Origin of the sequence: Sphaerisporangium sp. NPDC049002 (assembly GCF_040649355.1) — a bacterium.
Lineage (GTDB): Bacteria > Actinomycetota > Actinomycetes > Streptosporangiales > Streptosporangiaceae > Sphaerisporangium.
Map to the genome: position 1 here is coordinate 1 of NZ_JBEZFH010000004.1, position 15,709 is coordinate 15,709.

The 15,709-nt window shown below is 70.6% G+C and carries 14 protein-coding genes; 8 read left to right on the forward strand and 6 right to left on the reverse strand.

Going from position 1 to position 15,709, the window contains the following annotated elements; all coding sequences use genetic code 11:
* Nucleotides 1–2,964 (reverse strand): type I polyketide synthase (locus AB0B89_RS01595; protein ID WP_358546525.1); only part of this gene is annotated, 2,964 nt, incomplete at its 3' end.
* Between the two features lie 441 nt (nucleotides 2,965–3,405).
* On the opposite strand from AB0B89_RS01595, the gene AB0B89_RS01600 reads away from it, so the two are divergent.
* Both AB0B89_RS01600 and AB0B89_RS01605 read left to right on the forward strand, forming a co-directional pair.
* The gene (locus AB0B89_RS01600) at nucleotides 3,406–4,185 is read left to right on the forward strand and encodes a hypothetical protein (RefSeq protein ID WP_358546528.1); all 780 of its coding nucleotides are present in this window, start codon (nucleotides 3,406–3,408) and stop codon (nucleotides 4,183–4,185) included.
* Nucleotides 4,131–5,519 (forward strand): condensation domain-containing protein, encoded by a 1,389-nt coding sequence (locus AB0B89_RS01605; protein ID WP_358546530.1) that lies wholly within the window; start codon nucleotides 4,131–4,133, stop codon nucleotides 5,517–5,519. The genes AB0B89_RS01600 and AB0B89_RS01605 overlap by 55 nt, the downstream gene beginning before the upstream one ends.
* Before the next feature lie 379 nt (nucleotides 5,520–5,898).
* On the opposite strand, the gene AB0B89_RS01610 is transcribed toward AB0B89_RS01605, so the two are convergent.
* Nucleotides 5,899–6,732 carry an aldo/keto reductase gene (locus AB0B89_RS01610; RefSeq protein ID WP_358546533.1) on the reverse strand — a complete coding sequence of 278 codons (834 nt, stop codon included), beginning with the start codon at nucleotides 6,730–6,732 and terminating at the stop codon, nucleotides 5,899–5,901.
* 23 nt (nucleotides 6,733–6,755) lie between these two features.
* Complete coding sequence (locus AB0B89_RS01615) at nucleotides 6,756–7,529, reverse strand: GntR family transcriptional regulator (RefSeq protein ID WP_358546536.1); 774 nt, start codon at nucleotides 7,527–7,529, stop codon at nucleotides 6,756–6,758.
* A gap of 198 nt (nucleotides 7,530–7,727) precedes the next feature.
* Here AB0B89_RS01615 and AB0B89_RS01620 point away from each other — a divergent pair, with 198 nt between their 5' ends.
* The 6 genes from AB0B89_RS01620 to AB0B89_RS01645 all read left to right on the forward strand — a co-directional run bounded on the left by AB0B89_RS01620 (nucleotide 7,728) and on the right by AB0B89_RS01645 (nucleotide 12,491).
* A complete protein-coding gene (locus AB0B89_RS01620; protein WP_358546539.1) occupies nucleotides 7,728–8,075 on the forward strand; it encodes a hypothetical protein in 348 nt (115 codons plus the stop codon).
* Nucleotides 8,072–8,386, forward strand: coding sequence for a hypothetical protein (locus tag AB0B89_RS01625; RefSeq protein ID WP_358546542.1), 315 nt, complete (start codon nucleotides 8,072–8,074; stop codon nucleotides 8,384–8,386). The genes AB0B89_RS01620 and AB0B89_RS01625 overlap by 4 nt, the downstream gene beginning before the upstream one ends.
* A gap of 71 nt (nucleotides 8,387–8,457) precedes the next feature.
* A complete protein-coding gene (locus AB0B89_RS01630; protein WP_358546544.1) occupies nucleotides 8,458–9,054 on the forward strand; it encodes a hypothetical protein in 597 nt (198 codons plus the stop codon).
* Nucleotides 9,055–9,109: 55 nt separating this feature from the next.
* Entirely contained in the window at nucleotides 9,110–10,981 is a 1,872-nt protein-coding gene (locus tag AB0B89_RS01635) for a nucleotidyltransferase domain-containing protein (RefSeq protein ID WP_358546547.1), read from the forward strand.
* Entirely contained in the window at nucleotides 10,978–12,042 is a 1,065-nt protein-coding gene (locus AB0B89_RS01640) for a hypothetical protein (RefSeq protein ID WP_358546549.1), read from the forward strand. The genes AB0B89_RS01635 and AB0B89_RS01640 overlap by 4 nt, the downstream gene beginning before the upstream one ends.
* The gene (locus AB0B89_RS01645; protein ID WP_358546552.1) at nucleotides 12,039–12,491 is read left to right on the forward strand and encodes an NUDIX domain-containing protein; all 453 of its coding nucleotides are present in this window, start codon (nucleotides 12,039–12,041) and stop codon (nucleotides 12,489–12,491) included. The genes AB0B89_RS01640 and AB0B89_RS01645 overlap by 4 nt, the downstream gene beginning before the upstream one ends.
* A gap of 53 nt (nucleotides 12,492–12,544) precedes the next feature.
* Here AB0B89_RS01645 and AB0B89_RS01650 read toward each other — a convergent pair whose 3' ends face one another.
* Genes AB0B89_RS01650 through AB0B89_RS01660 form a run of 3 tightly spaced genes read right to left on the reverse strand, consistent with a single transcriptional unit; the run spans nucleotide 12,545 to nucleotide 15,614 of the window.
* Complete coding sequence (locus tag AB0B89_RS01650; protein ID WP_358546555.1) at nucleotides 12,545–13,768, reverse strand: pyridoxal-dependent decarboxylase, exosortase A system-associated; 1,224 nt, start codon at nucleotides 13,766–13,768, stop codon at nucleotides 12,545–12,547.
* Entirely contained in the window at nucleotides 13,768–15,312 is a 1,545-nt protein-coding gene (locus tag AB0B89_RS01655; RefSeq protein ID WP_358546558.1) for an acyl-CoA ligase (AMP-forming), exosortase A system-associated, read from the reverse strand. The genes AB0B89_RS01650 and AB0B89_RS01655 overlap by 1 nt, the downstream gene beginning before the upstream one ends.
* Before the next feature lie 41 nt (nucleotides 15,313–15,353).
* Nucleotides 15,354–15,614, reverse strand: a complete 261-nt coding sequence (locus AB0B89_RS01660; RefSeq protein WP_358546561.1) for a phosphopantetheine-binding protein — start codon at nucleotides 15,612–15,614, stop codon at nucleotides 15,354–15,356.
* Nucleotides 15,615–15,709 lie beyond the last annotated feature (95 nt).

The following is a 15,709-nucleotide window of genomic DNA, read 5'->3' on the forward strand; positions in this document are numbered from 1 at the left end:
GGCGGCCGGGCGGCCGGGGCGCCGGGCGTCGATCGCGGGCCAGTACCGCTCCCGCTGGAACGCGTAGGTGGGCAGGTCGACCAGCCGCGCGCCCCGCACGCCGCCCAGCCCGGACCCACGTGGGCCGGACCCGCGGGAGCCGGACTCGTGCCGATCGGACTCTCGGGTGCCGGGCTCGCGGGTGCCGGGCTCGCGGGTGCCGGTCCAGGTGACGGCGGCACCGTGGGTGTACGCCTCGGCCAGGGACCGCAGGAACCGGTCCGGCCCGCCGTCGCCCCGGCGCAGCGTGCCGACGACGGCCGCGTCCCTCTCGGCCTCCTCGATCGTCTCCTCGATGCCGGCCGTGAGCACCGGGTGCGGGCCGCATTCGACGAACAGGCCGCAGCGCTCGTCGAGCGCCCGCCGGGTGGCCTGGGCGAACAGCACCGGCCGGCGCAGGCTGCGGTACCAGTAGTCCGCGTCGAGCCCGGCGGTGTCCATCGGCTCGCCGGTCAGCGTGGAGACGAACAGTGTGCCGGTGCTCACAGGGCGGATGGGCGCCAGCGCGCGGAGCACCTCGTCGCGGATCTCCTCGACCTCGGCGGAGTGCGACGCGTAGTCGACCGGGAGGAGCTTCGTGCGGTACCCGGCGGCCGACAGGCGGCCTCCGAGCTCGGTGAGCGCCTCCAGCGTCCCGGAGACCACCACGGAACGAGGCCCGTTGTAGGCGGCCACGGCCACGTGCGGGTCCAGCGGGAGTATCGCCCGCTCCACGACGTCGAGCGGGGCCGCGACCGACATCATGCCGCCCCGGCCGGTGATGCCGGCGATGGCGCGGCTGCGCAGCGCGACGACCCTGGCGGCGTCGGTGAGGGACAACGCGCCCGCGACGGTCGCCGCCGCGATCTCCCCCTGGGAGTGCCCGACGACCATGTGGGGCTCGACGCCGTGGGCCCTCCACAGCCCGGCGAGCGAGACCATGACCGCCCACAGCGCCGGCTGGACCACGTCGACGCGGTCGAGCGTGACCGCTCCTTCGCTGGGAGCGGACCCGCCGTCGCGGTCGGGGCCAGGGGCGTCGTGCGTTCCCCTCAAGACGTCGAGCAGCGAGTAGTCGGTGAACGGTTCGAGCGCTTCCGCGCACTCCGCGATCCGCTGGGCGAACGCGGGCGAGCCGGTGAGGAGGTCGCGTGCCATCGCCGGCCACTGCGACCCCTGTCCGGGGAAGACGAACGCGCTACGGCCGGCGGTCACCGAACCGGTGACCACCGATTCGGCGGGGAGCCCGGCGGCGAGCGCTTCCAGTCCGGCGAGCCGGGCGGCGCGGCCCGCTCCGAGGACCACCGCCCGGTGCTCGAACGCGGTACGGCCGCGGACCAGGGTCAGCGCCACGTCGGCGATCGCGACCGACGGGTCCTCGCTGACGCGGGTGTGCAGCCGCCGCGCCTGGGCCCGCAACGCGACGGCGGACCGCGCGGACAGCACCCACGGCACGTCCTCACTCACGAGCGCCACCGGCACGACGGGTTCACCGGTCCGCGCGGCCACGTCGCCGGTCTGCGCGAGTTCACCGGTCCGCGCGGCTCCGCCGGTCCGTACAGATTCGCCGGTCCCTACGGATTCGCCGGGGGACGCGCCGTCGTGGGCGGGGGGTGCCTCGCTGAGGATCAGGTGGCAGTTGGTGCCGCCCATTCCGAAGGAGCTGACGCCCGCGACCAGGGGCCGCTCGTCCGAGGGCCAGGGGCGGGCGGACCGCACGACCCGCAGGCGGAGCTCGTCCAGGGGGATCTCGGGGTTGGGGGTCGCGAAGTTCAGGCTCGGCGGCAGCTCGCGGTGCCGCAGGCTCAGCGCCACCTTCAGCAACCCCGCGATGCCCGCGGCGCCTTCGAGGTGGCCGATGTTGGTCTTGACCGAGCCGACCAGCAGCGGCGCGGTGTCCGGTCGCCCGTCGCCGTCTGCGGCGCCGAGCGCGGACGCCTCCACGGGGTCGCCGACCTTGGTGCCGGTGCCGTGCAGCTCCACGTACTGGACGTCGGCGGGCACGACCCCGGCGTGCGCGCGGGCCAGCGTGATGACCTCTCGCTGGGCACGCCCGCTCGGCACCGTCAGCCCGTCGCCGCCGCCGTCGTTGTTGACGGCGCCGCCGAGGATCACGCAGTGCACCTGGTCCCCGTCGGCCACCGCCGCCGAGAGCGGCTTGAGTACGACCAGCGCGCCGCCCTCGCCGCGTACGTAGCCGTTGGCGCGGCTGTCGAAGACGTAGCAGCGGCCGTCCGGCGACAGCGCCCCGAAGCTGCCGATCGCGGCGGTGGTCTCCGCCAGGAGGTTGAGGTTCACGCCACCGGCGAGCGCGAGCCGGGTCTCGCCGCGGCGCAGGCTCTCGCAGGCCATCTGCACGGCCACCAGCGACGACGACTGGCCGGTGTCGAGGGTCAGGCTCGGGCCGTTCAGCCCGAGGAAGTAGGAGACCCGGTTGGCGATCATGGCGCGGTTGGCGCCGGTGTAGGTGTGCCGGCCCAGCCCTCCCTCGCCCAGCCGGTCCTGCAGCGCGGCGTAGTCGTTGGAGATCGCCCCGAGGAAGACGCCGGAGGCCGTGCCGCGCAGGGCGCCCGGAACGATCCGCGCGTTCTCCAGCGCCTCCCACGACAGCTCCAGCGTCAGCCGCTGCTGGGGGTCCATGGCCGCGGCCTCGTTCGGCGAGATCCCGAAGAACGCGGCGTCGAAACGGTCCACGTCCGGGACGAAGCCGCCCCGGGGGTACTCGATGGCTGTGGTGTGCGGCCACCGGCCTTCCGGCACCGTGGTCACCGCGTCCACGCCGTCGCGCAGCAGTCGCCAGAACCCCTCGGGGTCGTCCGCTCCGGGCAGCCGGCAGGACATGCCGACGACGGCGACCGGCTCCGCGGCCGGGAGATCAGGACGGGGGTCCGACCGGCCGGACTCGTCGGCCGTCGTGCCGGTCAGATGAATCGACTCACCAACCATCAACGTGCCACCTCAAGCCTCGGGCATCACCAACATGACACCGCCGGTTTCTATAAAGACACCGCGCAGGAATGATGGACAGCAGTGGGGATTTGCGACTATTGAATAGTTACTGCGACCTTAATGGCAGCTCTCCAGCCGGGGCCACGGGCGCATGTTGGCACATTGTTGCCAGTAGCAAGCTGCCATCGCTCGCGTGTGGTATTCGCACTTGACGTGGGCGTTCGCGGTGAAGATGCTGGGCCTTGCGAAGGGATCGCGCGCTTACGGTCGCGGTGGCCGCTCACGGCCATTCCCACTACGCGGCACCGGTGCGCCCACCCAAAGGAACGGCCTTCGCGTCCCAATTCCTCGACCTCGGATGAACACCGGATATTCGTACCGCGGCCGGCGCGATCCGTAATGGACGGCAGAGCTGCCTCTTCAGGAGAGGGCCCTCGAATGAGCGTTCTCCATCCTCCCCCGCGATCCGGAATACGAGCGCACGGGCCATTGCTCGCCGCGGTCGCCGGGTCGGGCGTGGCCGGGTTCGTCGCGCTCGTGTGGAGCGGCATGCCCGCGATGGTGGTGACCCTGGGGGTGACCGACCTGGCCGTCGCCGTCCTGATGGTCACGCGGCGGTTCGAGGATCCCGCGATGGCCTCGGCGATCCGGCTCGGCCTGGTGCTGTCGCTGGCCGGCATGGCGCTCGGCTTCTCCATGACGACCTCCACCCCGGCGCTGGACTCCCTGCGTGCGGGCCCGGCGGACGGCGTCGCCGGCGCCCACAGTGTGGGCGTGCCCGACGGGGGGCCGGGCCTGCCGATCGTCGGCTGGAGCACGTCCGGGGGCGACCTGAGGGTGGCGTACTTCCTCGGGATCCACGCGCTCCAGGCGCTGCCGCTGCTCGCAGTGGCGCTCGGAGCATTGGCGCTCCGCACGGCGTGGGTGCGCCCCGAGCGGGTCCGAGTACGGCTTATCCGCGTGGCAGCCGGCACGTACACGGGCGTCGTCGCCGTGGCCGCCTGGCAGGCGCTCCGGGGACAGCCCCTGACGAGCCCCGACGCGGCGACCCTTGTCACCTTTGTGACGCTTCTGGAAATAGCGGCCGCCGCCGCAGCGGTGGTGCTGTGGATGGGGCGGCGAGACACGGCAGGTGCCCCGACGAGTGCTCCGGAGGAGACGATATGTCCGTCGACGCCCCCCTCAGTCACGGCCAGCTCTTCAGCTGGCGAGAGATAGCGAGGTATCCACAGGACTGGCTGCGCGATGCCAACCTCCCGACGGCATGGGACCTGAGAGGGCTCCCGCTCGACCGGGTGACGGCGGCGTTGCGGCTGCTGGTCGACAGGCACGAACCGCTGCGGACCACCTACCACGTGGCGGACGGGCAGCCGGTGCAGCGGATCCACCCCACCGTCACGTTGCCCATCGAGCGCGTCGACCGCGTGGTGGCCAGCCGCGACGTTCCCGAACAGGCCAAGGACGAGCTGTCCGCCATCGGGTTCCCGATGACCGGCGCCCTGGGCTGGCGGGGCGTGCTCGTCACCACCGACGGCGCCCCGGTCTTCCTCGCCCTCTCCTTCTCCCACCTGATCCTCGACGTGTGGTCGATCCACCACCTCCAGGACCAGTTCCGGGCCCTGGTCGCCGACCCGCGCGCCACCGCGCGCATGGGGCCGTCGCCCCGCGAGCTCGCGCGGCAGCAGCGGACCAACGGGGTGTGGCGCGAGCGGCAGGAGAGCTCCGAGCGATACTGGCGGCGCGTCCTCGCCGACGGCCTGATGGACGAGCTCCCGACGCTGCCCGCGGGCGTGAAGCGCAACCGCTTGGAGGCGACGCTGCACTCGCGCCGGCTCGGCGGGCTCGCCTCCGAGGCCGCCAGGCGTCTCGGCGTCACCGCCCCGTCTGTGGTGACGGCCCTGATCGCCGCGGGACTCGCGCGGTACACGGGCACCGGCCGGGTCACGCTGAGCCTCATGGCCTCGAACCGGTTCGCCCCGGAACACCAGGACATCGTCAGCACGATGAACCAGCTGATCCCGGTCGTCGTCACCGTCGACCACGGGTCCTCGCTGGCCGAGCACATCAAGCGCGTGCACTGGGCGGGCGCCCGGTCCTACCGGTACTCCTGCTACGACTTCGACCGCGTGGCCGCCATCGCCGCCGAGGTCGCGGCGCGGGACGGCAAGAGCCCGTCCCACGACTGCTGGGTCAACCACCTGTTCCGGTGCTGGATCAACTACGTCCAGCTCGACCGCCACCCCTCGGACCCGGCCGACCAGGCCCCGGCGGAGCTGCTCTGGACTCCGCTCGCGCAGCAGTACGGGCAGGCCTTCCGCGTGCGCGTGTCGGTGCAGGGCGGCCGTACCAGCGTCCTGCTGCTGGCCGACCCCACCGTCGTCCCGCCCGACGGCATGATCGGCATCTTGCGCGCCCTCGCCTTCGGCGCGCAACTGGCGGCGACCAACCCCGAAAGCACCCTGAAGGACCTCTGGGACGTCCGCAGCGAGGACCTCGCACCGTCGCTGTTCCCGCAGGAGCTCCCCACACCGCCGAACCAGGCCGAGGAGTAGGCGCAGGCGGCTCAGGGGCTTGGAAAGCTCCGGTCGGGCTATCGGAGAACCGTCCAGCGTGCCGGTTCCCGGAGGACCGCCGCGGCGCCTTCCAGGTCGGCAAGCCGGGCCGCAAGCGTTGCCTCGGCGAGACGAGGCGGGAGCGCCGTGCTGAATTTGAGTCCGTTGAGGGCCTTGTGGTCGACCTCTGGGAGGGAGAACCGGGTGGCCGCATCCGCTACGGCCATCTCCCATTGGCGTGGCTCGGGAGGCGGGGTGACCGGCTCGAGGCTGGCAGCGGGGCCGAGCGTTGTCGTCGTGGCAGCCATTCTCGGCCGGATACATGTCGACGTCCGGGCGGCGGCGAAGTGATCGCGTTCGAAGCGGATGGCTTTGCGGGTCAGGCTCCGTAGGCGTCGGGGTCCGGGCCGGTGCGGGTTCCCGTGTCGAGTGTGGCCAGGTCGCGGTGGTCGTCGTTGGTCAGCTGGAAGTCGAAGACGTCCATGTTCGAGCGGATGCGTTCCGGTGTGACGGATTTCGAGATCACGATGTTGCCCAGTTCGATGTTCCAGCGCAGCAGGATCTGTGCCGTGGTCTTCTCGTGGCGTTCGGCGACGGCGGCGACGGTCGGATCAGAGACGAGGTGGCCGTGCCCAAGGGGGCTCCATGCCTGGGTGGCAATGCCGTGACGTGCGTCGAACTCGCGAACTCGGGCTTGAGGCAGTCGTGGATGCAGCTCAACCTGGTTGACGGCTGGCACCGTGTCCGTTTCCGCGACGATTCGCTCCAACGTGGCGGGGGTGAAGTTGGAGACGCCGATGGAGCGGGCCAGACCGTCGCTTTTGATTCTCTCCAGCGCCCGCCAGGTCTCGACGAACAGACCGCGGGACGGCACCGGCCAGTGGATCAGATACAGGTCGAGGTAGTCGAGCTTGAGGCTGGTGAGGCTCTTGTCCAGTGCGGCGAGGGTGGCGTCGTAGCCCAGGTCGGTATGCCAGACCTTGGTGGTGATGTGAAGCTGCTCGCGTGGGATTCCGGACGCGGCGATCGCCGCGCCGGTGCCGGGTTCGTTGCGGTAGTAGGCCGCGGTATCGATGGCCCGGTACCCGGCATCGAGGGCCGCCGCCACTGCGGGGGTGGCCTCGTGATCGGGCACCCGGAACACGCCAAAGCCGAGCTGCGGGATCGTGGTTCCGTCGTTGAGGGCGATGTCTGGGATGGCGGTCTCGGGCATCGATGCCCCCTTCCGTGATCGGGTCAGTCGGGGATCGGAAAGCGGTAGAACATGCGGACGGTGTCGGCGGCGATGACGGCGAGCATGACCTCGACGGCGCGGCCTTTGGTGTCGTAGACGATGCGGGTCAGATCCATGACCGGTGTCCCGCCGGGCAGTTGCAGAGACACGCTTTCCGGGCTGGTGGGCATGCGTGCGCTCCACTCCTCGCTGATTTCGGCAAGCGGGTCGCCTGCTTCGTCGAGGCGCGCGAAGCCGCCGCCGGGGCCGGACTTCTCCTCGGTGAGCCGGGTGCCCAGGGCGAGGTCGAGCGGGTAGTAGGAATCGGCCAGCTGGTGCGGCCGCCCGTCCACAACCGTGGTGCGCTTGCGCACCCACACGGGCCCGCCCTCGTCGATCCCGAAGGCCGTGGCGATGGCGGGCGGGGCGGGGACCTCGCCAAGTTCGCGGTAGAGCTGTTGGACCGACAAGCCCTGGCTGCCTGCCTCGGCGTCGTGGATGGCGGTGCCGCCGTGCTTCCACTTGCTGCGAGCGTACCGGTCAATGCCGTGGCGTTTGGGCTGGACGCGTTCGCGCACGAAGACGCCTTTGCCCTGTTTGGAGATAACGAGTCCCTGCTGTCGCAGCAAGTCGATGGCTTTGCGGGCAACGCCGCTGCTACACAGGTATCGCCTGGTGAGCTGCTCGTATGTGGGCAGTTGGTCGCCAGCGGCATACTCGCCGACCTCGATGCGAGCACGCAGGTCGTCGGCGATCCGGGTTTGGATGGACCGTTCGTCGGTGATTTCGCTTGCCACGGCCTCAAGGTATCAGCTGAACCGGTAGACCAGATCATAGCCAGACCACTTTGCTAGCAAAGTGCTTGACCGCTTGGATAGCCATCTCTACCGTCTTACCTGACGAGCGGTATTCCGCTTCGAACCTCGCCACAAGCGGACCCGTCCGGCGCTAGCGACGACCGGACGGGTCCTTGATCAGGAAGGCTCTCCTGACCCGTGTCCAAGCCTAGAACCATCCGTGTACGGCACCACGCCCCCCCGAGGCCGTTGGGGTGCCGCTGGTGCGGTCACCCTCCCTACGCGCACGACGCCGGCAGCCTGCCGCACCGCCACCACCAGTGGGAGCACCCCACCAACGCCCAGATGCGCGCCCGACTCGACGCGCGCCGCCACCTCGCGCTGAGCGGTTCGTTCCCGGCACCGCCCGCGTCGCGCCCCCCGGAGAGGGTCCGCCCGGCCGTCAGGCCGCAACCGCCCGCGTGCGCGAGCACCCCGCCCGGCCGTCGCCGGACGCCCGACATCAGGCTGCCCCAGAACCTGAAGCACCGGCAGGAGGCGGCGTGACGACCAGACCTCGACGCGATGACGACCATCAGCCGCAGGAGCTGTGGACGTGGTCCGCTGACGACCTGAACGGGCGCACCGTGTGCGGCGTGACCACTATCCCCGGGCGCGCGCGCCGGGCACTGCTGACCGCACTGCACACCATGCCGAACAAGGGCGAAGGGACGGTCCGCCAGGCCTGGCTGGACATATTCGCCTACCCCTACCCCTGCTACCGGTACGGGCCCGTCCTGATGCACGCCTACCGCGACAAGACGACCGGCCTGATCGTCTTGCAGGACGGCCCGCTACCGAGCGGCGTGGCCCCATGAACGGGCCCGGCGGCCGTCCCGCTTGCGAGGCTGACCCCGGAGGGCCGCCGCAGCGCGGCGGCCCTCGGCCGGTGCTGCGCGTCCCGTACGTGATCGCATGGTCGGAGGAGGCTGTCGCGCACCCACTGGTGTTCACCGAGCAGGGTCACACCCGGCGCCTCACCTATGTCGACCCCCGGCCATCTGACTGGGTTGACGGGATGCTACGCGCACGCATCGGGGTGGACCGGGGCGGCGAGCCGATGTGGCGGATGCTGAACGTCCGCAGGCAGTGGCTGTGCATGGAGGCGTTGCTGTGCCAGGTATGCGGGACATCGGGAAGGGATCTGGAGACCGGGCGGATCTGGTGGGTGATCACCAAGACCGGATTCCGGGCGACCAGCGAGGGCCGCGGGCTCACCAACGCCCCGCCCACCTGCCCCGCGTGCATCCCCGAGTCGCTCGCCACCTGCCCACAGCCGCAAAAGTCCTGGGAGGTGTACACCGCCGCGTCCGCCGAACCCGCGGGCGTACTGGCCGAGGTCTTCGAGCCTGACGCGAACAAGGTCGCTCGCCGCACCGGCCACAACATGTTCGTCAGGTACGACGAACCCGCCCGGCATCCCTTCGTACTCGCCACCCTGCTGGTGGTCACGCTCACCGACATGCGGCCCGAGCAGATCCCATAGACCCCGTTGCCCGATACCCGTGGCGGGCAGACCTAGTGTGTTCTGGAGGTAGATCATGCGGATGGCCCCTGCGGTCGCCGTGGCTGTGAGCGGCCCCGACAACGTCGGAAAGTCCACCCAGGCCAGACTCCTGGAACGGCGTTACCTCGCGCACAACCTCGGCCCCCTGGACGACTACGACCCCCGGTGGCGGCACGCCAAACGTCAAGGACTGGCCGCATGGTGGTTCCAAATGGCGCCGTTGCGCGAGGTCGTAGACGTGCTGGCCTGTTCCTACCTGGCTCGCTCGTCCGCCGCACAGGCCTGCCCGCCCGGCACGCTCGCGTTACTGGACCGAGGCATGACCATGCTGGAAGCCTCGGTGGTGGCCACCGTGGCCGTTCGAGAACAGGCGGACCACGCCGTGGCCATGGAGCGGGCCGGCCAGCTTCTGGGGCCCTACGCCTCCGACATCGCACGCGCGCAGCGAGTCGAACGCGAACTACTGCTCCTGCACGCCACCGACCCCCGCCGCGGAGCACACGTAGCACTCTCGCGAGAGCAGACCGTCACCGCCATGTACAGCCGCTACCAGCACGCTCTGAACGAGCACCTTCACCCGGTGTCGCACGACACGACGATCGTGGCGGGCGACCTCTCGATCATGGCCGTACACGCCGACCTATGCACTAAGCTGCGCCAACAATCCGTCGCTGTCTCCCCGCCTGCGATCAACGACCGGTGGACGGTGGCACTCGGCGGCCTGTCGGAATGCGGCAAGTCAAGCGCAGGCGACCACTTGCAGCACGAACACGGCTTCAACCGCCTGAAGATCGGCTACCTACTGGAGTGCGCCGCAGCCCGTCACCGGATCACCGACGTGTACGCCCTACCGGCCGCCGAACAGGCCGAACTGCTCGTGTTGGAGCTGGACCGATACGCCACCGCGCACCATTACCAGCACCAGTTCAGCATCGAAAGCCTGCACAGCTTCGACCTGACCCGTGAGCTTGGCAAGCTCCTCGGCGAGGCGCTCACTCTGGTCTACCTCGACGCGTCCACCGAGGTGCGCTGCCAGCGCGGCACCCAAGGCCCCGACGACGTCATCGAGCGGGACAAGACCAAGCGGGCCCGCGGGGCCCACCGCGTCCGCGACATCGCCGACGTCGTGGTCGACAACGGCCGCTCGCACACAGAGCTCGTCCACGCGTTGGACCGGCTGGTGCGCTGCCGGCTCTGGCAGGCCCACCGGCCGCGCGTGGTGCCCGCCGCGGAGCTCGGCCTCCCTGACCATCTCACCGACTTCCTCGAGTTCATGCTGCGCGCGGTGACCGTTCCGGGCGACGCGGCCACTCTGATCGCTGTCACCGGTTCCGGCGCCCGCGGCAAGTACCTGCAGGGATGGAGTGACCTCGACGTGCTCATCGTCGCCGCCCCGCCCGCGCTGCCCTCGATCGGGACGGCGCTACGGGACGCCCGTACCCGGCTCGACGGTGTCAAGCTGGGCCTTACCGTCGTCACGCCGGCTGAGTGCCAGGCTGGCGCCCTCACGTCCCGCCTGCTCTACACGATCGCTTCGATCGCCAGCGGCGCGCTCCCGGTGCTGTGGGCAGCACCCGGGTTCCATCTACCGCAGCCCGACCCTGACACGGTCATCGCCCGCACCCGGCGCGACGGCGCCACGGCCGCGATGGACCTGCGCCGCCTCCTGCTACGCGACTCGGTCGATGTGCGAGCGGTGTACAAGGTCGCCGCTCTCCTGGCGAAGATCGTGCTTCGCTGCGAGGGGCGGACCCACCATGGCGACGCCGACGCGCTCGATGCCTTCACCAAGCTTGCCCACCTGCCAGCCGGCCCTCTCGATCCGCGCCTCGACCCCACGGCCACCATCGCCCTGGCCGAACAGGTCATGACGTGGTGGCTGCATACCCTGGAGCCCACCCCATGACTGTCGGCATCGACGATCCCGCCGGCGGGTTCCACCATCACTCCGACGGCACCTTCCGCAAGCGCATGCCAACCGATCGTGCCCGCTGCGAGGCACAGGGATGGCAGTCCATCAGCGGTCACCTTCCGGTGGCTCCGCTGCTGGGCGACATCACGCACCCGTGCGGCGAGCACACCCTGATCTATGAGGACGTGTTCGCCGGCCGCCGATGCGAGTATCTGCTCGCCGACCTGATCAACAAGGCCGACCAGGACCACCGTGAGGCGCCCAAGGTGCGGCCGCTGGTCGACGCCGTCTGCGACAGCTGGCTGGACGCCGCCGCCGCCACCGGCAGCCTCGCCCCCATCGGGGACTGCCAGCCTGCTCTGTACTCAGCCCGCCTGGCACCAGGCGGTCGGCTGGACGCCTGGTACGGACCCATGACGCCGCTGGTCGTGGACACCGGCGCCTGCACGACCAAGCTCGACATCCCCGCCCTGCTGGTACAGCTTCGTGTAGATCTGGCACCCGGCGCGGTATGCGCCACTGCGGTCACCCAAGGAGACCCGACCGAGCCGAACATCGCCGACCCGCTGTGCTGGCTCGACTACGAGCACGCTGGCCGCAACAGCCTCGCCGGGGAGGCCGCGAATCTGCTGTGGTATCTGCTCGCCATGGGCGGCTGGCTGGTCCCCCTCTACAAGCCGCTCACCTACGCACGCACCGTGCACACCGCCGTATCGCCGCTGGTGCCCGCCGTGACCTACCTGCGCACCGAGGACGGCCATTTGGACGTCGCGGGGCACATCAGGGCGGGCGCTGGTCGGCGTGCCGCGATCACCGCCCTTCTGCGGCGGCTGGAGGCTGACCTCGGCGTCATCATCGGCGTTCCCGGCCAGGACGCGATGGCGGCGCTCAGACCGTGGCTCGCGCTGCGCATCCTCGGTGCGCTCCCGCTTACCGCGATGTACCGCAAGGACGCGGCCATCTGCCTCGCCAAACTCGTCCAGGCGCTCGACCCGCGCACCCGTCTGGAAGACTTCGCCGCGACTCCTGCACCGGCCGAGAGGAACTTCCCATGAAGGAACGTGTACGAGCCATCCTCATCACGCCCAGAGGACAGTTGCTGACGATCAAACGCATCCGGCCCGGGAGAGAGCCGTACTGGGTGCTGCCCGGCGGCGGCGTCGAATCCGGTGACACCAGCCTGGAAACGGCACTGCTGCGGGAGATCCACGAGGAACTGGCCGGCCAGGCCACCATCTCCTCCCTCATCCACGTCCTTGAGGAGAACGGCGAGCGGCAGTACTTCTTCCTCGCCCGCATCGGCGCCTGGGATCCGTCCAAGCGCAGCGGGCCGGAGTTCGCCGACCCGTCACGCGGCGAGTACATCATCGAGGAAACGCCTCTGGCTCCCCTTCATCTTGCACGCATCGCTCTCAAGCCTGAACCGGTCGCGCATCTGCTGACCGAGCACGCCTCGGGCCTGTTCCAACTCCCCGATCTGAGGCGGAGCGTCTCCGACGCATAACCATGAAAACAGGTAGAGGCATGACTTTGAGGAACCTCGCATGACCCAGGCGGTCAGACGAGGACCTCGGGCGGGGCGGGGTGGCTGAGGAAGGCGGTGGGGCTCGCGGTCAGGCCGTACGCGCCGGCCTGGAACAGGACGATCAGGTCCCCGACCTCGGTCCTCGGCAGGGTCACGTCGTCGCCTAGAAGGTCGAGCGGGGTACACAGGCAGCCGACCACGGTCACGGTCTCGCCGTCCGGGTCGGCCATGCGGTTCCCCACCGCGATCGGATAGTTGCGCCGGATCACCTGGCCGAAGTTGCCGGACGCCGCGAGCTGATGGTGCAGCCCGCCGTCCACGACGACGAAGGTCTTGCCGCGCGACACCTTGCGGTCGACGACGCGGGTGACGTAGACGCCGGCCTCGCCCACCAGGTAGCGCCCGAGCTCGACGACGATCCTCGCCTCGCGCAGCCGGGGGCGGATCATCCCGTCGACCACCCTCGCGAGGTTGTGCCCTATCGGTTCGAGGGCGAGCGGCCTGTCCCTGTTGGAGTACGGGATGCCGAAGCCGCCGCCGAGGTTGACGTACCGCACCGGCCCCGGCGCCGCGTCGGCGAACCCGAGGACGAGCTCGGCGGTCCTGAGCTGCGCCTCGCAGATGCTGTCGGCGTGCAGGTTCTGGGAACCGGCGAACACGTGGAAGCCCTGGAAGTCGAATTCGTCACCGGCCAGGCTCGCGAGCACCTCGGGCACCCGCTCGGAGTCGACGCCGAACTGCTGCGGCCCACCCCCGAGCCGCATCCCGGAGCCCCGGACCGTGAAGTCGGGATTGACCCGCAGCGCGACCCGCGCCGGGATGCCGGTGGCCGCGCTTATCGACCGGACCCGCGCGATCTCCAGCTCGGACTCCAGCTCGATGGTGACCCCGGCGGCGACCGCCTGCGACAGCTCCTCGACCGTCTTGCCCGGCCCGGCGAAGCTGATCCGCCCGGCGGGCACCGGGGTGTCGAGCGCGTGCCGCATCTCCAGCGCCGAGGCCACGTCGAAGCCGTCGACCAGGCCGCTCAGGTGCTGGAGCAGGGCGGGCATCGGGTTGGCCTTCACCGCGTAGCTCAGGTCGACCTCCCTGGGCAGCGCCGCACGCACGGCCGCCACCCGCTGCGAGACCAGCTCGCGGTCGTAGGCGAAGAACGGCGTGCCGCCCACCCGGGCGGCGAGCCGCTCGACGGGGACGCCGCCCACGGTGAGCGTGCCGTGGTGCCTTCCCGACCAACCGGCCGGGAGCGCGGACATCACCGCACCATCCGGCGCAGCTCGCCGCGGTCGAACTTGCCGTTGCCCGACCTCGGGATCTGGGAGCACACCACCACGCGCCGGGGGATCATGTACCTCGGCAGGTCGCGTTCCAGCGCCTTCATCAGCGTGCCGGTGTCGCATGCCTCGCCCGTCGGGCCGGTGACCGCGAGCACCACGTGCTGCCCCAGCTCCTCGTCCGGGGCGCCGAAGGCCACCGCCTCCGACACCAGGCCGGTGGCGTACGCCGCCTCCTCGACCTCTGTGGGGCTCAGCCGGTATCCCGACGTCTTGATCATGTCGTCGGTGCGCCCGACGAAGTACAGGAAGCCCTCCTCGTCGCGGTAGGCCACGTCGCCGGACCACACCGCGATCTCGGTGAGCGAGGGGCCGCCCCCCGGCGGGTACGGCCGGAACCGCTCGGCGGTGCGCTCGGGGTCGTTCCAGTAGCCGAGCGACACGAGCGCGCCGCGATGCACGATCTCGCCCTCCTCGCCGGGGTCGCACACCGAGCCGTCCGGCCGTACGACCAGGACCTCCGCGTTGGGGATCGCCTTCCCGATCGAACCGGGCCGGGCGTCGACCTCGGCGGGGTCGAGGTAGGTGGAGCGGAACGCCTCGGTCAGCCCGTACATCAGGTACGGCTTCGCCTCGGGAAAGGTCTCCCGCAGCCAGGCCAGAGTCGCGGCGGGCATGCTCCCGCCGGTGTTGGCGAAGTACCGCAGGCGCGCGGTGGCCTCCCGCGGCCACTTCCTGGTCGCGAGCTGGAGCCACAGGGGCGGTACACACGTCAGGCCGGTGACGCCGTGCCGGGCGCACAGGCGTACGACCTCACCTGGCGTCAGGTAGTTCATCAGGACGGCGTGCGCGCCGGCGACGAACGACGTCGTGAGCTGGCTGAACCCGGCGTCGAAGCTCAGCGGGAGCACGGCGAGCACCACGTCGTCGCTCGTGTGCCCGAGGTAGGACGCGACGCTCCGCGCGCCGGCGACCAGGTTGCGGTGCGACAGGACGACGCCCTTCGGCGAGCCGGTGCTGCCCGAGGTGTAGAGGATGGCCGCCACGTCGGCGTCGATCACCCCGTCGCCGCCGTGAACCGGCTCCTCCTCCGCGCACAGCCGTGCCCAGGTGGTCACCCCGGGGCCGGCGTCGGCCGCGTCGCCGATCAGCACCAGGTGCGGCGGTGACCCGCCCGCCTCGATCCGGGTCCGCAGCGTGCGGTGGCGCTCCCCCGTGGTGATCAGCACGCGGGCGTCGCAGTCGGCGACGACGTACGCGACCTGCCTCGGCCGGAACAGCGGGTTGACCGGTACGAAGACCCCGCCCGCCGAGGACACGGCGAGCATCGCCACGACCGTCTCGACGCGCTTCTCCAGGTACACGACGACCCGCTCGCCGCGCCGGAGCCCGAGGCGCCGCAGGCCGGAGGCGGCCAGGCGGACGCGACGGGCCAGCTCACCGTAGGTAAGGGTCTCGTCCTTGAAGGTCAGCGCCGGGCGCCCGGGGTCCCCGCACCCCAGCAGATCATCGACCCGAGTCAGCATCCGCGATCCTCACACTCGTGACCGGCGGTGACGCCCGGTCGTCATTGCGCGGCCACGAGCGCGGAGAGCGCCCGCCACAGCGAGCCGACGGTCGCGAACGTCTCCTCGTCGAGGATGTCGTCGGGAAGCTCGATGTCGTAGCCGTCCTCCAGGGCCACCAGCAACTGGACGACGCCCATCGAATCGAGCCCGAGTCCGGCGAGGTCGTCGCACGCGGAGAAGTCATCCGATCCGGCATAAGGCAAATGCGGCCGCAGGATATTTTGAAACTCGCGAGGTATTTCTAATTCCACCATGGTCATCGTGCCACCTCACAGCGAGGGCCGAGCGCTCAGACGACATGGAGAAATGTCGCCCCCATACAGCCTGGCCCCGCGCGCGGCCACGGTCAAGCCCG